Raw genomic sequence first — 19,433 nt, forward strand, 5'->3', positions numbered from 1 at the left:
GATGACCCCCGCGGGTTCGGTGTCCTGGCCCCGGGCGGGGGGGGCGGCCGCCGCCGGGGGGCGGGGGGGGGGGGGGGGGGGCCCCCCCGGGGCCCCCCGCCGCCGGAAACGGGGAAGCGGGTGGTTCCGGGCCGGAAGGCCCGAGACCACCCGCTTCCCCGTCGCGCCGTCAGGCCGTGACGGGACTGAACGGGGCGAGCAGCGCGGCGAGCTCGCTGTGCACCCGTGCCTTGATCAGCGTGCCGTCGGCGGTGTGCTCCTCGGAGAGCACCTCGCCCTCGGCGTGCACCCGCGAGACCAGCCCGCCCTGGGTGTACGGCACGAGCGCCTCGATCTCGACCTCGGGGCGGGGCAGCTCGGCGTCGATCAACGCGAGCAGTTCCGCGATGCCGGCGCCGGTGCGCGCCGAGACGGCGATGGCGTGCTTCTCGACCCGCAGCAGCCGCTGGAGGACGAGCGGGTCGGCCGCGTCCGCCTTGTTGACCACGACGATCTCGCGCACGTTCGTAGCGCCCACGTCGCGGATCACCTCGCGCACGGCGGCCAACTGCTCCTCCGGGGCGGGGTGCGCGCCGTCCACCACGTGGAGGATCAGGTCGGACTCGCCGACCTCCTCCATGGTGGAGCGGAACGCCTCGACCAGATGGTGCGGCAGGTGCCGGACGAACCCGACCGTGTCCGCCAGCGTGTACAGACGGCCGCTCGGCGTCTCGGCCCGGCGGACCGTCGGGTCGAGGGTGGCGAACAGCGCGTTCTCCACCAGCACGCCCGCGCCGGTCAGGCGGTTGAGCAGGGACGACTTTCCGGCGTTGGTGTACCCGGCGATGGCGACCGACGGCACCTTGTTGCGCCGGCGCTCCTGCCGCTTGATGTCGCGGCCGGTCTTCATCTCCGCGATCTCCCGGCGCATCTTCGCCATCTTCTCGCGGATCCGCCGCCGGTCCGTCTCGATCTTGGTCTCACCGGGACCGCGGGTGGCCATGCCGCCACCGCCGCCGCCACCCATCTGACGGGAGAGCGACTGGCCCCAGCCGCGCAGCCGCGGCAGCATGTACTGCATCTGCGCGAGGGCGACCTGTGCCTTGCCCTCCCGCGACTTGGCGTGCTGGGCGAAGATGTCGAGGATCAGGGCGGTCCGGTCGACCACCTTGACCTTGACGACGTCCTCGAGGTGGATCAGCTGGCCCGGGCTCAGCTCACCGTCGCAGACGACGGTGTCGGCACCGGTCTCCAGGACGATGTCCCGCAGTTCCTCGGCCTTGCCGGAGCCGATGTAGGTGGCCGGGTCCGGCTTGTCGCGACGCTGGATGACTCCGTCCAGCACGAGCGCGCCCGCCGTCTCGGCGAGGGCGGCCAGCTCGGCCAGGGAGTTCTCCGCGTCCTGCACGGTCCCCGAGGTCCAGACGCCCACCAGCACGACGCGCTCCAGGCGCAGCTGCCGGTACTCGACCTCGGTGACGTCCTCGAGCTCGGTGGACAGGCCCGCCACGCGTCGGAGCGCCGCGCGCTCCGAGCGGTCGAGCTGCTCGCCGTCCCGCTCGCCGTCGATCTCGTAGCTCCAGGCGACGTCCTCTTCCATCAGGGCATCGGCCCGAAGGCTCTCGGCGCGGGTCAGCTCCGCGGAGCTCTGCTCGTCCTGGGAAGGGGAAGAAGAGGAGGTCATTTGATCCTTACGTCGATGGAAAAAAGCGGTACGTCGGTGACAACGCGTGCTCTCCCCGATTGATTCCCGGGAAGGCGCCGGGTGATGCCCCGGCCGCGCCGCCGACGTGACGATGGTCGCACGGGGTGGATGACCGCGTCACGCGGGTTTCGCGTTCGACGGGGCCTTGCTGCGCCAGTCGGGGTGGCCGGGCATGGCGGGGGTCCGCTCGCCGTACAGCCAGCCCCGCAGGAAGCGCGTCAGGTCGCGGCCCGCGACGTCGGAGGCGAGGCGGACGAAGTCGGCGGTGCCGGCCGTGGCGTGCGCGTGCCGGGTGACCCAGCGGCGCTCCAGCTCGCGGAAGGCGGTGTCGCCGATCTCCTGGCGCAGGGCGTACAGGACGAGGGCGCTGCCGTCGTAGACGACGGGGCGGAACAGGCTGATCTTCTGTCCGGGCGCGGGCGGGCGGGGTGCGGCGGGGGGTCCGCCGGCGGCGCGCCACCGGTCGGAGGCGGTGTACGCCTCGCGCATCCGGCTCTCCAGGGTGCGGTGGCCGGCGTCCTCGGCCCACCGCGCCTCGTACCAGGTGGCGTGGCCCTCGTTGAGCCACAGGTCGGACCAGGCCCGGGGGGAGACGCTGTTGCCGAACCAGTGGTGCGCCAGCTCGTGCACCATGATCGACTCGATGTACCAGGCGGGGAGGTCGGGGTGGGTGAACAGGCCCCGCTCGAAGAGGGAGAGGGTCTGGGTCTCCAGTTCGAAGCCGGTGGCCGCGTCGGCCACGAGCACCCCGTACGTCTCGAAGGGGTAGCGGCCGACCTCGTTCTCCATCCACCGCAGGTGGTCCGGGGTCTTCGCCAGCCACGGCTCCATCCGCTCCCGGTCGGCGACCGGGACGACGTCGCGGACGGGCAGGCCGTGCGGGCCGGTGCGGCGGACGACAACGGAGCGGCCGATGGAGACCTGGGCCAGTTCGGTCGCCATGGGGTGGACACCGCGGTAGGTCCAGGTGGCGGCGGGGCCGGCGACGCTCCGCGCGACCGGCAGCCCGTTGGCCACGACGACGAGGTCCTTGGGGGCGGTGACGTGGAAGGTGAAGTACGCCTTGTCGGCCGGGTGGTCGTTGCAGGGGAACACCCGGTGGGCGGCGTCCGCCTGGTTGGCCATGGCGAGGCCGTCGGAGGTGCGGATCCAGCCGCCCGACGCCTTGGGCGCGGCGGGGTCGCTCGTGTGGGCGACGGTGACGGTGAGCCGCGTGCCCGGTTCGACGGGCCGCCCGGTGTCGACGACCAGGTCCTCGCCGGTGCCGGTGAAGTCGGCGGGGCGGCCGTCGACGTGGACCGTCTTGACGGTGCCGTGGGAGAAGTCGAGGTTGAGGCGCTCCAGCCGCTGGGTGGCCCGGGCGTCGATCCGTGTGACGGCGTCCAGCGGGGTGCGGTTGTCACCGCCGTAGGTGAGGGCGATGTCGTAGGCGAGGACGTCGTAGCCGGGGTTGCCGAGGTGGGGGAAGAGGGGGTCGCCGATGCCGAGCGGCTCGGGTGCGGGCACGGCGGCTGCGATGAGCCCCGCGGACGCCGTGGCCACGAGCGCGGCGCGCAGGCGTGGAGAGGTGAGGGACATGGCCTCACCGCTACCAGCGCCCCCCGCGCACGCCCCGGCGGCGCGCGCCCGGCGCACCCGAACGGACGGCCGCCGAGGGCACACCCGTGCGCCGTACGGCCCCCTCCGGACGCCCCTCGGCGGCTGGCCCGGCGCGGGCGGCCCCGGGGGTGGGCGCTTCGGTCAGTGGGCGCCCGCCGGGTGCTGGGCGCGGCTCACGTCGTACACGCCGCGCACGTCGCGCATGGCGCGCATGAGGGCGGGCAGGCCGGTCGCGTCGGGGAGCTGCAGGGTGTACGTGTGGCGGACGCGCTGCTCGCTGGGGGGTTCGACGGTGGCGGAGACGATCGCCGCCCCGGCGGTGGCGATGGCGTCGGTCAGGTCGGCCAGCAGACAGGGCCGGCCGAACGCCTCGGCGACCAGCGTGACGCGGCACTGCGCGGGTCCGCTCCAGCGCACGGTGACCGGCTGCCTGCCGAGGTTCCGCATGCGGAGCACGGCGTGGCACTCCGCGCGGTGCACCGTGACGGCCCCGCCGCGCACGGCGAAGCCGGTGATGGTGTCGGGCGGTACCGGCGTACAGCAGCCGGCCAGGCGGACGCCGGTGTGCGGGGCGTCGACGACGGCGTTCGCCGTGGGCTGGCGGTCGGCGACGACCGCGGAGGGCGGGCGCGGGTCGGCGGCGGGCATGTCGGGGCCGTGGGGGTGGGCGGTGAGCCAGCGGTCGATCGCGATGCGGGCGGTGGGTGTGCGGGCGTGTTCGAGCCAGTCGGGCGACGGGCCGGAGCCGCTGTCCGCGGCGAGCAGCGGTTGGACGGTGTCGCCGTCGCGCAGGACGGTGCCGAGGGTGGCGAGGCGTCCGTTGACGCGGGCGCCGACGCAGGCGTGGGCGGTGGTGCCGTACTGCTCGTAGGCGGCGTCCACGCAGGTCGCGCCGGCGGGCAGGGCGAGGGTGCCGCCGTCGGGGAGGAAGACGGTGATCTCGCCGTCCTGGGCGAGGTCGGCGCGCAGGGAGGTCCAGAAGGTGTCCGGGTCCGGCGTGGACTGCTGCCAGTCGAGGAGGCGCGAGAGCCAGCCCGGGCGCGTGGGGTCGGCGCGCTCTCCGTCGTCGCCCGGGTCGGAGCCGTCGGCCGGGGCGGCGGCGTAGGGGTTGCCCAGGGCGACGACGCCGGCCTCGGCGACCTTGTGCATCTGGTGGGTGCGGATGAGGATCTCGGCGACGGCTCCGTCGGGTGCGGCGACGGCGGTGTGGAGCGACTGGTACAGGTTGAACTTGGGGGCGGCGATGAAGTCCTTGAATTCGGAGGTCACAGGCGTGAAGCAGGTGTGCAGCTCACCGAGGACGGCGTAGCAGTCGGCGTCCTCGCCGACGAGGACCAGCAGCCGCCCGAAGTCCGTGCCGCGCAGCTCGCCGCGTTTGCGGCTGACCCGGTGCACGGAGACGAAGTGGCGGGGGCGGATGAGGACCTCGGCGGTGATGCCGGCCTCGCGCAGCACGGTCCGCACGTCGTCGGCGACCGCGGCGAGGGCGTCACCGGCGGTGGCGTTGTCGGCGATGAGGGCGCGGGTCCGCTCGTACTCGACGGGGTGGAGGATCGCGAAGACCAGGTCCTCCAGCTCGGTCTTGAGCGCCTGCACGCCGAGTCGTTCGGCCAGGGGGATGAGGACGTCCCGGGTGACCTTGGCGATGCGGGCCTGCTTCTCGGGGCGCATGACGCCGAGGGTGCGCATGTTGTGCAGCCGGTCGGCGAGCTTGATCGACATGACGCGGACGTCGTTGCCGGTGGCGACGAGCATCTTGCGGAACGTCTCGGGTTCGGCGGCGGCGCCGTAGTCCACCTTCTCCAGCTTGGTGACGCCGTCGACGAGGTAGGCCACCTCGTCGCCGAACTCCTCACGGACCCGGTCGAGGGTGAGGTCGGTGTCCTCGACGGTGTCGTGGAGGAGGGAGGCGGTCAGTGTCGTGGTCTCGGCGCCGAGCTCGGCGAGGATGAGCGTGACGGCCAGCGGGTGCGTGATGTAGGGCTCGCCGCTCTTGCGGAACTGACCGCGGTGGGAGGACTCGGCCAGTTCGTAGGCGCGGCGCAGGACCGCGAGGTCGGCGTCGGGGTGGTGGGCGCGGTGGGCGTCGGCGACGTGGCCGATGGCGTCGGGGAGGCGGCCGCGGGCGGTGGGGCCGAGGAGCGCGGCGCGGCCGAGCCGGCGCAGGTCGAGTCTGGGGCGGCCGCGCCTGCGGCTGGGGACACTGGGATTGGTGGCCTCTGCACTCATGGGCACCTCCGGCGGCGTCGACCGGCGGTGGGTGGGGCACGGCGCCGGTGCTTGATGCTACCGAGCCCACCACGTGGCGCAGTCCCGCTCTCGCTCAGCGTGAAGGGGATCACCCATTCGAGCGACGTTTGGACGGCCGTGGTTTCGCTCCGTGACCGACGCGGGCTCCGGCGTGGGTGTCGAGGCGGGTATCGACGTGCGCCGGGGCCGACCGGACCCGTCGGTGCGCGAGCGGGGCCGGCCGGGCTCGTGGGCGCGCGGGAGCGGCCGGGCGTCAGGCGGAGGCGCCGGCGAGCCAGGCGGCGTCGATGTGGCCGTCGGCGACGATGACGGCGGGCCCGGTCATCTCGACCCGGCCGTCCGGCCGCTCCGTGATGAGGAGCGTGCCGCCGAGGACATCGACGGTGTACGTGACGGGGGCGCCCGTCTCCGCCGGGTCCAGGCCGTCGCGGCGGGCGGCGGCCACGGCGACCGCGCAGGCGCCCGTGCCGCAGGAGCGGGTCTCGGCGGCACCCCGCTCGTGGACGCGCATGGCGACGTGCCGGGGGCCGCGGTCGGCGACGAACTCGATGTTCACCCCGTCCGGGTAGACGGCCGCCGGGGTGTACGGGGGCTCGGTGTGGAGGGTGCCGGCGTGGGCGAGGTCCTCGACGAAGGCCACCGCGTGGGGGTTGCCCATGTTGACGTTGCGCGCGGGCCAGGAGCGGCCGTCGACGGTGACGGTGACGCCGTCACCGGACAGGACCGCGCGGCCCATGGAGACCGTGACGTCGCCGTCCTTGTCCAGGTGGGCCTGCTTGACGCCGGCGCGCGTGGCGACCGCGACGTCACCGGCCGTGATGTGGCCGGCGTGCTCCAGGTAGCGGACGAACACGCGGACGCCGTTGCCGCACATCTCGGCGGCGGAGCCGTCGGCGTTGCGGTAGTCCATGAACCACTCGGCCTCGTCGGCCATGTGGCGGGCGTCGGGGTGGGCGGCGGCGCGGACGACGTGCAGCACCCCGTCACCGCCGATCCCGGCGCGCCGGTCGCAGACCCGGGCCACCAGGGAGGCGGGCAGGTCGATGGCGTTGTCCGGGTCGGGCAGGATCACGAAGTCGTTCTCGGTGCCGTGGCCCTTGAGGAAGGCGAGGGGTGCGGTGCTCACGCGATCAATCCTACGGGGCGGGTGCGACACCGTGCCGAGCCGTCCGGCCGCCGGAACCACGCCGCGCGCGGGGCGGCCCCGGTCACGGACGGGACCGTCGGATGGGCTCGGTCCGGGTGGGCCGTCGGGGGGCTCGCTCCGGCTCCCTTCGGTCCGGACGGGCCGTCGGGTGCTCCTTCCCGGCTCCGCCCGCTCCGGGTGGCTTCAGCGGAGGCGGGCGACGCGCCAGACGGCGAGGACGACCAGGAGGGTGACCCCGGCCGCGTACAGGGCGATCACGCGCCAGTCGGGGCGCCCGCCCGAGCCGCGCGGGGGCAGGCCGGGCCAGGTGTACCCGACGCGACGGGCGGCCATCATGCCCCAGCCGGCCGCGCAGCCGCAGAGCAGGAGCCCGAGCATCGCGAGGACCGCGCCGCCGTCACCCGAGCCGAAGGCCAGGGGGAAGGCGAACATCAGGGAGCCCAGCGCGCCGAGGCCGACGATCGGGGCGAGCTGCCAGATGCGCAGCCGCCGCTGGGGGCGCAGCTCGACCTCGACCTCGTCGGGGACGACCTCCTGCACCCCGTCCTCGGTCAGCTCCGGGCCGTCCGGGGTGAGTCCGGGGGCCTCCGGAACCGACGCGTCGCCGCCGTCCGGTGCCTGAGCCGCTTCTCTGTCGCGAGGGCCGGCCTCCATCGCCACGCGCCCTCCCCACTCGGATCCACTGGTCGATCGATGCTCGATGATGGCACGCTCCCGGCCGCCTGCATGACGGACAGTGCGTCCCGATGCCATCACGTGATCAGGCTGTGACCGCTCGTTCGACCAACGTCAGTGCCCGCCCGGGGAGTTCCCCGCGGTCGGCGACCGCGCCGCTGAGCCAGTGGACGCGCGGGTCACGGCGGAACCAGGAGTCCTGGCGGCGCGCGAAGCGCTTGGTGGCGCGGACGGTCTCGTCGCGGGCCTCCCGCTCGGAGCACTCCCCCGCGAGCGCGGCGAGGACCTGCTGGTAGCCGAGGGCGCGGGAGGCGGTGCGGCCCTCGCGCAGGCCCCGCCCCTCCAGTGCGCGGACCTCGTCGACCAGTCCGGCGTCCCACATCCGGTCCACGCGCGCCGTGATGCGGGCGTCCAGCTCGGGACGCGCCACGTCGACGCCGATCTGCACGGTGTCGTACACGGAGTCGTGGCCGGGGAGGTTGGCGGTGAAGGGCCGACCGGTGATCTCGATGACCTCCAGGGCCCGCACCACGCGGCGGCCGTTGCTGGGCAGGATCACGCGCGCGGCCTCGGGGTCGGCGGCGGCGAGCCGGGCGTGCAGGACGCCGGAGCCCCGCTCCTCCAGCTCGGCCTCCAGACGGGCGCGGACGGCGGGGTCCGTCCCGGGGAACTCCAGGGCGTCGATGGCGCCGCGTACGTACAGCCCTGAGCCGCCCACGAGGACCGGGGTTCGCCCCTCGGCGAGCAACCGGTCGATCTCGGCGCGGGCCAGGCGCTGGTACTCGGCGACGCTGGCCGCCTCCGTGACGTCCCAGATGTCGAGGAGGTGGTGCGGAACTCCGCCGCGTTCCTCCGGCGTCAATTTGGCGGTGCCGATGTCCATCCCTCGGTACAGCTGCATGGAGTCGGCGTTGACGACCTCCCCGCCGAGTTCACGTGCCAGGTGGACGCCCAGATCGGACTTTCCTGCTGCGGTGGGGCCGACGACGGCGATGACGCGCGGGGCGGGGTTCGTGCTGCTCACCGCATCAGTGTCCCAAACGTCGGGGGGTGTCCCCGAACGAGTTACGTGACGGGGCGGGAGCGGCGTCGTTCCCAGTTGCGAGGTTCCGACCGCCGGTTCCAGGGACCGGCCTCGCCGGGCGCCGCAATGGGACGCTCCGGACTGCGCGGGATTTCGCCCACACGAGTACGCTATGGAGTTGATATGGGCGTTTTTGCATGGTTTCGCCGGAAGGGTGAGAAGGGCGAGGAGACGGCCGGAGCCACCCCCGACGAGGCGGCGGGCACCACGGTGACGGACGGGCCGGAGGAACGGGCGGAGGAGCGCGCCGAGGGGTCGTCGGACGGGGCGGAGACCCCGGGAGCCGAGGCCGCGGCCGCGAAGGCCCCGGCGGAACCGGCCTCCGATGAGGCGGCGTCCGGTGAGGCGGCCGACGGCGTGGACATCCCGAAGCAGCAGTCCGCCGGGGAGGCGGCGGACAACGAAGCCGGCGAAGGCGCCCGCACGTAGGTGTGCCGGTGCGTCCGGCCCGTACGGAGGGAAGGTGGGCCATGAGCTTCCTGGACACGCTGAAGACCAAGCTCGGCCCGGCGAGAGGCAAGGTCTCGGACCTCGCCCATCAGCACGGCGACAAGATCGACCACGGCATCGAGAAGGCGGCCCGGATGGTCGACCAGCGGACCAAGGGCAAGTACAGCGACAAGATCGAGTCCGGCACGGTGAAGGCCCGGAACGCGGTGGACCGGCTCGCGCACCGCGACGACGACGGCGCGGCGCCGCCACCGCCTCCCCCTCCGCCGACGGCCTGACCCCCGGGTCCGGGGCCGGGCGGCGACACGGCGGGGGGGGGGGGGGGGGGGGGGGCGGCCGCCGGCCCGCGCCGGGCCGTGCGGCCGGGGCCGGGGGCCGGGCAGGCGCGCAGGGGGGGGGGGAACAGCACCAGCCGCAGCGGCAGGGTGCGGGGCGCCGGGGGGGGGCGGCCGCGCCGCCGGCCGGCGTGCAGGGCGCCGTCGCCGTGGCCGCCCGCCGTGTGTCGTGTCGCCGGCCCGGCGACGACCTTCGTGAGGGCACGTGTCCACGGCGCCCGCGTCAGGGCGGCGCACCGTGCCCGTCCGGGCCGGCCCCGTGTGAGGACGCTGCCCGTCCCACGGTCCGCGGGACCCGGCGGCCCCAGGCCCGTCGCGGGTCCGTGCCGCGAGGGTCAGTGTCACGAGGCCCGTGTCACGAGGTCCGTGTCACGACCAGGTGGCGACGGTGTAGCCGACGCCGTAGGGGGCGCCCTCGTACAGCAGGCGGCCCTCCAGACCGCCCTCCACGCGCGCGGGGCCGTCGCCCCGGCCTGCCGCCGCCCCCGCGAGCACCTGCCACGGGGCGCGGCCGGCCGCCTTCAGCTCGTGGGCGAGGTCGGCGTCGAGCGCGGCCAGGGCGGCCACGTCGGCGGAGCCCAGCGCGCGCGTGGCGGCCGCGTCGAAGTCCTCGGCGCGCTCGTCGAGGTACCCGGGCGCCTTGACGCTGCGGCACGCGCTGCCGTCGCCCATCACCAGCAGCGCGACGCGCGGCGCCCTCGCGGCGAGCTCCCGTCCGACCTCCGCGCAGCGCGCGGGTGCCAGCCGCTCGGCCACGCCGAGACCCTCGACGGGGGCGTCGGCCCAGTCGGCGCGCTGCAGCAGCCACGCGGCCACGGCCAGCGGGGCGGGCAGGGGGCGCGCGGGGGCGTCCCGGGGCTCGCCGGGCCCGAGCCGTACGTCGAGGTCCACGCCGAAGCCGCGGAGGTCGCCGGCGGCTCCGTGCGGGTAGGGCAGGGTGCCGCCCCGCGCGGGATCGGCGTGCGGGTCGGGGCCGACCACGACGAGCCGGTCGGGCCGCGAGGCGGCCAGGACGCCCAGGGCGTCGACACAGGCCGTGCGCGCGTCGTCCAGCTCGGGCGCGGCGCCGGCGGCGACGGCGGGGACGAGGAGCGGCGGACAGGGGCAGACGGCTGCGGCGACAAGCATGATCCGCAGCGTAACGGCCCGGGAGCGCCGGAGCGGCGCCGCCCGGCCCGTCGACGACGCGTCACGGCCACCCGCGCGCGGGTGGCCGTGAGGATGGAGGGCCGGGGGTCACCCGGACGGGCGGGTCAGTTGACGGCGCAGCCGTTCGTGGCGGGCGGCAGGGGGGCCGGGACGCCGATCCGGGGCAGGCCGAGCATGACGCCCGACGGCGTGGGCGCCTGGGCGGTCGTACGGCGCTCCCAGGCGTCGCCGGCCCGGGTGCGGCGCACCGCCGCGACCGGGCCCTCGGCGAGCAGGTGGTGCGGGGCCGCGTACGTGATCTCCACGGTCACCACGTCGCCCGGGCGGACGTCCTCGTCGGGGCGGGTGAAGTGGACGAGCCGGTTGTCGGCGGCGCGGCCCGACAGGCGGCGGGTGGCGTCGTCCTTGCGGCCCTCGCCCTCCGCGACCATGACCTCCAGGGTCCGGCCGACCTGCTTCTTGTTCTCGTCCCAGGAGATCTCCTCCTGGAGGGCGACGAGCCGCTCGTAGCGCGCCTGGACGACCTCCTTGGGGATCTGGCCGTCCATCTCGGCCGCGGGTGTGCCGGGGCGCTTGGAGTACTGGAAGGTGAACGCCTGCGCGAACCGGGCCTCGCGCACCACGTGCAGGGTCTGCTCGAAGTCCTCCTCCGTCTCGCCGGGGAAGCCCACGATGATGTCGGTGGAGATCGCCGCGTGCGGGATGGCGGCGCGGACCTTCTCGATGATGCCGAGGAAGCGCTCCTGGCGGTACGAGCGGCGCATCGCCTTGAGGACGGTGTCCGAGCCGGACTGGAGGGGCATGTGCAGCTGCGGCATCACGTTCGGCGTCTCGGCCATCGCCGCGATGACGTCGTCGGTGAAGTCGCGCGGGTGGGGCGAGGTGAAGCGGACGCGCTCCAGCCCCTCGATGCGCCCGCAGGCGCGCAGCAGCTTGCCGAACGCCTCGCGGTCGCCGATGTCGGAGCCGTACGCGTTGACGTTCTGGCCGAGCAGGGTGATCTCGGAGACGCCCTCGGCGACGAGGGCCTCGACCTCGGCGAGGATGTCGCCGGGCCGGCGGTCCTTCTCCTTGCCGCGCAACGCCGGGACGATGCAGAAGGTACAGGTGTTGTTGCAGCCGACGGAGATGGAGACCCACGCGGCGTACGCCGACTCGCGGCGGGTGGGCAGGGTGGAGGGGAACGCCTCCAGCGACTCGGCGATCTCGACCTGCGCCTCCTCCTGGACGCGGGCGCGCTCCAGCAGGACCGGCAGCTTGCCGATGTTGTGGGTGCCGAAGACGACGTCGACCCACGGCGCCCGCTTGACGATCGTGTCGCGGTCCTTCTGGGCGAGGCAGCCGCCGACGGCGATCTGCATGCCGGGTCGCCCGGCCTTCTTCGGAGCGAGCCGGCCGAGGTTGCCGTACAGCTTGTTGTCGGCGTTCTCGCGGACCGCGCACGTGTTGAAGACGACGACGTCCGCCTCGCCGTCGGCACCCTCGGGCGCGCGGACGTAGCCGGCGTCCTCCAGCAGGCCGGAGAGACGCTCGGAGTCGTGGACGTTCATCTGGCACCCGTAGGTGCGCACTTCGTAGGTTCGCTTGACGTCCACTGCCTGGCTCCGGTCGCTGCTGGTCATGGGACAAGGGTAGGCGGTGCCGGGACCGCCTCCGCCCCGAGCCGGGGAACGCCGGGGGCCGGGCACAGACACGGGCCCGGGGCGCGGTGCGGCGGGTCGTCGCGGTCCGGCGGGTCGTCGCGGTCCGTACCCGCCCTCGGTTCCCCCGGCGGGGGCGCGGCTGGCAGGATCGCCCCATGCCTGCCTCCCCGAACCGGTCCGCCCGCGTGCTCCGCGCCGGCCGCCGCCGCGCCCTGCCGCTCGCGGCGGCGCTGCTGGCGCTGGTCGGGGGGGTGCTGTGGTGGCTGCTGCCGCTCGGGCAGGAGCGCCCGAGCGGGGAGATCACCTTCAGCACGGGCGTGCGGACCGGGGTCTACCAGCGGTACGGCCAGCTCCTGAAGGAGGCGCTCGACCGGCGTCTGCCCGACGTGACGACCACGCTGCGCGACAGCGAGGGATCCCAGCAGAACCTGGCGCGCGTGGCCTCCGGTGAGGCGCACTTCACCATCGCCACGGCCGACGCCGTCGCCACGTACGTCCAGGAGGGCCGGCCCGGCGCGGCCGGCCTGCGCGGCTGTACCCGGCTGTACGACGACTACGTCCAGCTCGTCGTGCCCCGGGGCTCCGCCGTGCGGTCCGCGCGCGACCTGGCCGGGCTGCGGGTCGGCGTCGGGCAGCCGGGTTCCGGCGTGCGGCTGCTCGCGGACCGGCTGCTGGGTGCGGCGGGGCTGGACCCGACGAAGGACATACGGGCCGTGTCGGCCGGCATCGACACCATGCCGGCGCTGATGGAGGGCGACCGGCTGGACGCGTTCTTCTGGTCCGGCGGCCTGCCCACCAACGCGGTCCTGCGGCTCTCGGAGCGCTTCCCGATCCGGCTGGTGCCGCTGGAGCAGGAGCTCGTCGACACGGTCCACGCGGAGGGCGGCCCGAGCCGGTACTACCGTTCCGCCGTGATCCCGGCGGACGCCTACCCGCTGGCCCAGGAGGGCGAGCCGGTGGCGACGGTGGCCGTGGCGAACCTGCTGGTGACGACCGAGCGCATCGACCCCGCGCTGACCGAGGGCGTCACGCGGACGGTCATCGGGAGCAGGGACCGGATCGGCCGGGAGGTGCACCCCGCGCAGGTCGTCGACCTGCGGACGGCGCTCTACACCGACCCGCTGCCCCTCCACGACGGCGCCCGGCGCTACTACCGGTCGGTCAAACCGTAGGCGCCGGCGACGGCCGGGGGCTCGGTGCGCGGCAGGGAGACCGTCACGCGCAGGCCGTGGGGGTCGTTGCGGGCGAAGTCGAGGGAGCCCCCACCGGCGGCGAGCAGCGCCCGCGTGATGGACAGGCCCAGTCCCGAGCCCTTGACGTTCTGGTGCCGGCCGCTGCGCCAGAAGCGGTCGCCGACGCGGCCGAGCTCCTCGTCGGTGAGGCCCGGGCCGTTGTCGCTGACCACGACGGTGGTGGTGTCGCCCCGGGCGGCGACCTCGACCGTGACCTCCTCCCCGCGCGGGGTGAACTTCAGGGCGTTGTCGATCACCGCGTCGAGCGCGCTCGACAGCGCGACGGGATCGGCCCACGCGGTGACGGCCGGTCCCCGCCCCGTCAGCCGCACCCCCCGCTCGTCGGCGAGGGGCCGCCAGGCGGCGATCCGCTCGGCGGCCAGCTCCTTGATGTCGGTGAGGCGCAGGTCGGCGGAGGCGTGCTCGGCCAGCGCCAGACCCAGCAGGTCGTCGAGGACCTGGGCCAGGCGCTTTCCCTCCGCCTGGACGGAGGCGATCTCCTCGTTGCCCTCCGGCAGCTCCAGCGCGAGCAGCTCGATCCGCAGCAGCAGCGCGGCGAGCGGGTTGCGCAGCTGGTGCGAGGCGTCGGCGACGAAGGCGCGCTGCTGCTCCAGCACCTGCTCGACGTTGTCCGCCATCTCGTTGAAGGAACGGGCCAGGCGGCGGAGCTCCGGCGGTCCCCCGCCGGCGGCGACGCGGGAGTTGAGGCGGCCGGTGGCGATGTCGTGGGTGGCCGCGTCGAGGACGCGGACGGGCCGCAGCACCCAGCCGGTGAGCCGGAAGGCCGCGCCGACGGCGAGCAGCATGGCCGCGCACTCGCCGGCGGCGATGACCAGCCAACCGCGCAGGATCCGACCGCGCAGCTGCCCGGTCGGCGAGTCGGTGACCACCACCGCGACGACGTCCCCGTCCCGTACGACCGGTGAGGCGACCGCCAGGCGGGCGTCCGGCTGCCAGGGCCACACCTGGGGCGGGTCGTGCGAGCGCCGGCCGAGCCGGGCCTCGACGAGGGCGCGCCGCAGCTCGCCCTCGTCCGGTACGCGCCACCCCTCGGGGGCGGCGGCCATGGCGCTGCCGTCGCGGTAGAAGACGCCGGCGTGGATGCCGTACACGTCCTGGTAGCGCAGCAGCTCGCCCTGGAGGGTGGCCTTCCGCTCGTCGATGCCGGGGCCGCTCTCGGTGACGTACTGGGCGAGCGCCGCGAACCGGGCCGTGTCGTCGATGCGGTCGACGACGACGGTCTGCTGGTAGGCCGAGGCCATGCTCACGGCGAGCGGGAAGCCCAAGGCGAGCAGGACACCGGCCATGAGGACGATGAGGAGCGGAAGGAGTCGTGTGCGCACGGTCGCCCGTCGTTCCGGGGCCCGGCGCTAGACGCCCGGAGGCGCGGCGGGGGGCGTGGCGGGCGGCACGGGCGGGGGCGCGACGGGGGGCGCGGACGGGGCGGCCGGGGACGCGTCGCCGGGCACGGTCGGCGCGGTCGGGGGCATGGCGGGTGGCATCGCGGGCGGAGGCGCGTCGCCGACGGGCGCCGGGGGCGTGACGGGCGCGGGCGGGGCGGCACCGGGGGGTGTCGTCGGGACGACGAGGCGGTAGCCGACACCGCGCACGGTCTCGATGAGCGTCGGCATCCGCAGCTTCGCGCGCAGGGACGCCACGTGGACCTCCAGGGTCCGGCCCGTCCCCTCCCAGCTGGTGCGCCACACCTCGCTGATGATCTGCTCGCGGCGGAACACCACGCCGGGCCGCTGGGCGAGCAGGGCCAGCAGGTCGAACTCCTTGCGGGTGAGGGGGACGAGCGTGCCGTCGACGCTGACCCGGCGCGTGGGCAGCTCCACGACGACCGGACCGAGGCGCAGCGGCTCGGCCGAACTCCCGACCACGGGCAGGGAGCCGGTGTCCTCGGGGTCGGCGCCGCCGGTGGCGCGCCGGCTGACGGCGTGGATGCGGGCCAGCAGCTCACCGGTGTCGTACGGCTTGACGACGTAGTCGTCGGCGCCGAGGTTGAGGCCGTGGATGCGGGAGCGCACGTCGGCCCGCGCGGTCACCATGATGACCGGCGTCGAGGTGAGCTTCCGGAGCTTGCCGCAGACCTGGTAGCCGTCCTGGTCGGGCAGGCCGAGGTCGAGGAGGATCACGCCGAAGGGGCTCCTGCCGGGCTCGTCGGAGGGGAGGACGGCCTTGAGCGCCTCCTCGCCGTTCCTGGCGTGCGTGACGGCGAAGCCGTGCTTCTTGAGGATGGCGGACAGGGCGGCGGCGACGTGGTCGTCGTCCTCGACCAGCAGCAGTCTCAATTCGGGCCCCCCTCCGGAAGCGGTCCTGTGGCGTACGGCGTGCGAGCGTACGTGCATACCGGCGCATAGGCGTTCACTCGTGCGGGTGAGCCCGCGCGAGCACTCGGCGGCGTACGGTCGGTGCGGTGTGTCGGGTGCAGCGTCGTCGGTGCACCTGAATGGTGCCAGGGCATGGCGGTGCCCGGGCGCCGTTTCGTACTCCGCATGAACTCCGATGGCGGAGCGCGAGTCAAGTGCGGCGCCGGGGACCGCCGCGATCCGTTATGCAGCCGGTATTGCGACACCGCCCTGTTCACGCGGTGTGTCCGGTTGCGGCCGGATCGTTATGCTCAATTTCCGCTCAGATGTGATGACGCTGCTCGTGGGGCGTGCTTAATGTCCTCTGCAACCGAGCAGGACGGAGCGAGAGGCGATGAGCGGAGTGTCAGTCACCAAGGGCGCAGCGGACGCCGCACCGACGGCGGGCGACCTGGTCGTACTGAGCAACGTCAACAAGCACTTCGGCGCGCTGCACGTGCTCCAGGACATCGACCTGACGATCGCCCGCGGCGAGGTCGTGGTCGTCATCGGGCCGTCCGGGTCCGGCAAGTCCACGCTGTGCCGCACCATCAACCGCCTGGAGACCATCGACTCCGGCACGATCACCATCGACGGCCGGCCGCTGCCCGACGAGGGCAAGGAGCTGGCACGGCTGCGGGCCGACGTCGGCATGGTCTTCCAGTCCTTCAACCTCTTCGCGCACAAGACGGTGCTCGAGAACGTGATGCTGGGCCAGCTCAAGGTCCGCAAGACCGACAAGCAGGCCGCCGAGCAGAAGGCCCGGTCCCTGCTGGACCGGGTCGGCGTCGGTTCGCAGGCGGACAAGTACCCCGCGCAGCTCTCCGGCGGCCAGCAGCAGCGCGTCGCCATCGCGCGGGCGCTGGCCATGGACCCGAAGGTCATGCTCTTCGACGAGCCCACGTCGGCGCTCGACCCCGAGATGATCAACGAGGTCCTCGAGGTGATGCAGCAGCTGGCACGCGAGGGGATGACGATGGTCGTCGTCACCCACGAGATGGGCTTCGCGCGGTCCGCCGCCAACCGGGTCGTCTTCATGGCCGACGGCAGGATCGTCGAGGAGGCGTCGCCGGAGGAGTTCTTCAGCAACCCGCGCAGCGACCGGGCCAAGGACTTCCTGTCGAAGATCCTCCACCACTGACCACCCCGATGCCGAACCACCACGGCCGGACCACGACACAAGGGATGTTCACCATGCAGTTCCGCAAGACCAGTGCGGCCCTCGCCGCGGTCGCCACCCTCTCGCTCACGGCGACCGCCTGTGGCTCCGGCAGTGGCGACGGCGACGGCGACAAGATCGTCGTCGGCATCAAGTACGACCAGCCCGGCCTCGGCCTGAAGACGCCGGACGGCAAGTACACCGGCTTCGACGTCGACGTCGCCACGTACGTCGCCAAGGAGCTCGGCTACAGCGCCGATAAGATCGAGTTCAAGCAGGCGCCCAGCGCCGAGCGCGAGAACCTGATCCGCAACGGTGACGTGAAGTTCGTCGTCGCCAGCTACTCGATCAACGACAAGCGCAAGGCCGTGGTGGACTTCGCCGGTCCCTACTTCCTCGCCCACCAGGACCTGCTGGTCCGCGCGGACGACAACTCCATCAAGCAGGCGTCGGACCTCAACGCCAAGAAGCTCTGCTCGGTCACCGGCTCGACGTCGGCGCAGAACGTCAAGGAGAAGCTCGCCCCCAAGGCCGACCTCCAGGAGTTCGGCGGCTACTCCGAGTGCATCACCGGCCTGGAGAACGGCGCGGTCGACGCCCTGACCACGGACAACTCCATCCTGGCGGGCTACGCCGCGCAGAAGGAACACCAGGGCAAGTTCAAGCTGGTCGGCCTGAAGCTGAGCGACGAGCACTACGGCATCGGCCTCAAGAAGGGCGACAAGGAGCTCCGCGACAAGATCAACGCCGCGCTCGAGAAGATGAAGTCGGACGGCTCGTGGGAGAAGGCCGTCAAGGCCAACTTCGGCCCTGCCAACTACAAGAACGAGCCCGCGCCGGCGATCACCGAGAAGTGATCCGGCCCCGTCGCGCCTGAGCGGCGGCGGTCCCGCCGCCCCGGGGCGGCGGGCGGAGCACAGCCAGCAGCAGCGGAGAGGCGCCGTCGGCCCCGGCCGGGCCGGCGGCGCCCTCACGATCCAACCAGGGGAGAGCGCGGGTCATCGTGTTCGACTTTCTAGATAATCCGCAGTACGACCTGCTCGGCGCGTTCTGGGTGACGGTCCAGCTCGCCCTCTACTCGGCGCTGGGGTCCCTGATCCTCGGCACGCTCCTGGTGGGGATGCGGGTCAGTCCCGTGCCGCTGATGCGGGGCTTCGCCACCACGTACGTCAACGCGGTGCGCAACACGCCGCTGACCATCGTGCTCATCGGCTGCTCGCTCGTGCTCTACCAGACGCTGGGGATCACGCTCGCCGGAGGCGACTCCAAGACCATCGGGTTCCGCATGGCGGTCCTCGGCCTGGCGGCGTACACCGGCACCTTCGTCTGCGAGGCCCTGCGCTCCGGCATCAACACGGTGCCCGTGGGGCAGGCGGAGGCGGCGCGGGCACTGGGGCTCAGCTTCTTCCAGGTGCTGACGCTGATCGTGCTGCCGCAGGCGTTCCGCTCGGTGATCGCCCCGCTCGCCAACGTCCTGATCGCGCTGACGAAGAACACCACCGTCGCCGCGGCGATCGGTGTCGCGGAAGCCTCCCTCCTCATGAAGGAAATGGTCGAGAACGAGTCCGACTCGCTGCTCGCCGTGTTCGGCGTCATCGCCTTCGGGTTCGTCCTCCTCACCCTCCCCACCGGCCTGCTCCTGGGCTGGGTGGCCAAGCGCATGGCGGTGAAGCGATGAGCTCCGTGCTGTACGACACCCCGGGCCCCCGGGCCAAGCGGCGGAACCTCCTCTACTCCGCGCTCTTCCTCGTCCTGCTGGCGGCCGGCGTCTGGTGGGCGCTGTCGATGATGGCCGAGAAGAACCAGCTGACCGCCGAGAAGTGGTCGCCGTTCGTCACCGATTCCGCCATCTGGACCACCTTCCTGTTCCCCGGCCTCGGGGAGACCCTCAAGGCGGCGGGGCTCGCGCTGGTCATCGCGCTTCCGCTGGGCGCCCTGCTCGGCATCGGGCGACTCTCCGACCACGCCTGGGTACGGGTGCCGATCGGCGCGGTGGTGGAGTTCTTCCGCGCCATCCCGGTCCTGGTGATGATGGTGTTCGCCAGCGCGATGTTCGTGCAGTTCACGACCATCGAGTCGGAAGTCCGGCCGCTGTACGCGGTGGTCACCGGGCTCGTCCTGTACAACGCCTCCGTCATCGCGGAGATCGTTCGCGCGGGCATCCTCTCCCTGCCGTCCGGACAGACGGACGCCGCCAAGGCGATCGGCATGCGCAAGGGCCAGACGATGCGGTACGTGCTCCTGCCGCAGGCCGTGACGGCGATGCTGCCGGCCCTGGTCAGCCAGCTCGTGGTCATCGTGAAGGACACCGCCCTCGGCGGCGCGGTCCTCGGTTTCTCGGAGCTGCTCTTCCAGATCCGCTCGATCACCGCCAACTACGGCGCCAACACGATCGCGGCGTTCACCGTCGTCGCGCTCATGTACATCGCCGTCAACGGCCTCCTCACCCGGTTCGCCGGCTGGCTCGAGCGCCGGCTGCGGCAGGGCGGGAAGAGCTCCGGCGCGACGGTCGACATCACGGACATCGACACGGAGCTCGGCGGCGGTGTCGCCGAGGAGGTGGCCGTCCGCAAGGGTCACGGCACCGGGACCTGACGGCCGGGGAGCGCCGACGGCGTGGGCGGAGGTCCGCGCCGTCACGGGAAGGGGTGGTGGCATACGGCCGCCGCCCCTTC

At 73.6% G+C, this 19,433-nt stretch carries 16 protein-coding genes and 1 pseudogene; 7 read left to right on the forward strand and 10 right to left on the reverse strand.

Going from position 1 to position 19,433, the window contains the following annotated elements; translation table 11 throughout:
* Positions 1 to 169 precede the first annotated feature (169 nt).
* The 6 genes from hflX to miaA all read right to left on the reverse strand — a co-directional run bounded on the left by hflX (position 170) and on the right by miaA (position 8,379).
* The gene (gene hflX, locus ACF053_RS21565; protein WP_391955388.1) at positions 170 to 1,663 is read right to left on the reverse strand and encodes a GTPase HflX; all 1,494 of its coding nucleotides are present in this window, start codon (positions 1,661 to 1,663) and stop codon (positions 170 to 172) included.
* A gap of 138 nt (positions 1,664 to 1,801) precedes the next feature.
* Positions 1,802 to 3,262, reverse strand: coding sequence for a M1 family metallopeptidase (locus ACF053_RS21570; RefSeq protein WP_391955389.1), 1,461 nt, complete (start codon positions 3,260 to 3,262; stop codon positions 1,802 to 1,804).
* Positions 3,263 to 3,424: 162 nt separating this feature from the next.
* Positions 3,425 to 5,512: a RelA/SpoT family protein gene (locus tag ACF053_RS21575; RefSeq protein ID WP_391955390.1), complete on the reverse strand. Its 2,088-nt coding sequence runs from the start codon at positions 5,510 to 5,512 to the stop codon at positions 3,425 to 3,427.
* A gap of 274 nt (positions 5,513 to 5,786) precedes the next feature.
* A complete protein-coding gene (dapF, locus tag ACF053_RS21580; protein ID WP_391955391.1) occupies positions 5,787 to 6,659 on the reverse strand; it encodes a diaminopimelate epimerase in 873 nt (290 codons plus the stop codon).
* A 204-nt stretch (positions 6,660 to 6,863) separates the two neighbouring features.
* Positions 6,864 to 7,334, reverse strand: coding sequence for a hypothetical protein (locus ACF053_RS21585; RefSeq protein WP_391955431.1), 471 nt, complete (start codon positions 7,332 to 7,334; stop codon positions 6,864 to 6,866).
* 106 nt (positions 7,335 to 7,440) lie between these two features.
* Positions 7,441 to 8,379: a tRNA (adenosine(37)-N6)-dimethylallyltransferase MiaA gene (gene miaA / locus ACF053_RS21590; RefSeq protein ID WP_391955392.1), complete on the reverse strand. Its 939-nt coding sequence runs from the start codon at positions 8,377 to 8,379 to the stop codon at positions 7,441 to 7,443.
* Positions 8,380 to 8,562: 183 nt separating this feature from the next.
* Between miaA and ACF053_RS21595 the strand changes: the two genes are divergently transcribed.
* Both ACF053_RS21595 and ACF053_RS21600 read left to right on the forward strand, forming a co-directional pair.
* A complete protein-coding gene (locus tag ACF053_RS21595; RefSeq protein ID WP_391955393.1) occupies positions 8,563 to 8,868 on the forward strand; it encodes a hypothetical protein in 306 nt (101 codons plus the stop codon).
* A gap of 41 nt (positions 8,869 to 8,909) precedes the next feature.
* A complete protein-coding gene (locus ACF053_RS21600; RefSeq protein ID WP_391955394.1) occupies positions 8,910 to 9,167 on the forward strand; it encodes an antitoxin in 258 nt (85 codons plus the stop codon).
* A 426-nt stretch (positions 9,168 to 9,593) separates the two neighbouring features.
* Here ACF053_RS21600 and ACF053_RS21605 read toward each other — a convergent pair whose 3' ends face one another.
* Positions 9,594 to 10,352, reverse strand: a complete 759-nt coding sequence (locus ACF053_RS21605) for a hypothetical protein (protein WP_391955395.1) — start codon at positions 10,350 to 10,352, stop codon at positions 9,594 to 9,596.
* A gap of 125 nt (positions 10,353 to 10,477) precedes the next feature.
* Positions 10,478 to 11,995 (reverse strand): tRNA (N6-isopentenyl adenosine(37)-C2)-methylthiotransferase MiaB, encoded by a 1,518-nt coding sequence (gene miaB / locus ACF053_RS21610; RefSeq protein ID WP_391955396.1) that lies wholly within the window; start codon positions 11,993 to 11,995, stop codon positions 10,478 to 10,480.
* Positions 11,996 to 12,171: 176 nt separating this feature from the next.
* Here miaB and ACF053_RS21615 point away from each other — a divergent pair, with 176 nt between their 5' ends.
* Positions 12,172 to 13,188, forward strand: coding sequence for a TAXI family TRAP transporter solute-binding subunit (locus ACF053_RS21615; RefSeq protein WP_391955397.1), 1,017 nt, complete (start codon positions 12,172 to 12,174; stop codon positions 13,186 to 13,188).
* On the opposite strand, the gene ACF053_RS21620 is transcribed toward ACF053_RS21615, so the two are convergent.
* Entirely contained in the window at positions 13,167 to 14,591 is a 1,425-nt protein-coding gene (locus ACF053_RS21620; protein WP_391955398.1) for a sensor histidine kinase, read from the reverse strand. The genes ACF053_RS21615 and ACF053_RS21620 overlap by 22 nt on opposite strands.
* Positions 14,592 to 14,825: 234 nt before the next feature.
* Positions 14,826 to 15,542 (reverse strand): annotated as a pseudogene (locus ACF053_RS21625) (response regulator transcription factor); the annotation flags it as partial.
* A gap of 412 nt (positions 15,543 to 15,954) precedes the next feature.
* Between ACF053_RS21625 and ACF053_RS21630 the strand changes: the two are divergent.
* The 4 genes from ACF053_RS21630 (at position 15,955) to ACF053_RS21645 (ending at position 19,353) form a co-directional block, all read left to right on the forward strand.
* Positions 15,955 to 16,740, forward strand: coding sequence for an amino acid ABC transporter ATP-binding protein (locus tag ACF053_RS21630; RefSeq protein ID WP_391955399.1), 786 nt, complete (start codon positions 15,955 to 15,957; stop codon positions 16,738 to 16,740).
* 53 nt (positions 16,741 to 16,793) lie between these two features.
* Positions 16,794 to 17,615: a glutamate ABC transporter substrate-binding protein gene (locus tag ACF053_RS21635; RefSeq protein WP_391955400.1), complete on the forward strand. Its 822-nt coding sequence runs from the start codon at positions 16,794 to 16,796 to the stop codon at positions 17,613 to 17,615.
* A gap of 146 nt (positions 17,616 to 17,761) precedes the next feature.
* The gene (locus ACF053_RS21640; protein WP_058945177.1) at positions 17,762 to 18,436 is read left to right on the forward strand and encodes an amino acid ABC transporter permease; all 675 of its coding nucleotides are present in this window, start codon (positions 17,762 to 17,764) and stop codon (positions 18,434 to 18,436) included.
* Positions 18,433 to 19,353, forward strand: a complete 921-nt coding sequence (locus tag ACF053_RS21645; protein WP_391955401.1) for an amino acid ABC transporter permease — start codon at positions 18,433 to 18,435, stop codon at positions 19,351 to 19,353. The genes ACF053_RS21640 and ACF053_RS21645 overlap by 4 nt, the downstream gene beginning before the upstream one ends.
* Positions 19,354 to 19,433: the final 80 nt, after the last annotated feature.

Origin of the sequence: Streptomyces kanasensis (assembly GCF_043077165.1) — a bacterium.
GTDB lineage: Bacteria > Actinomycetota > Actinomycetes > Streptomycetales > Streptomycetaceae > Streptomyces > Streptomyces changanensis.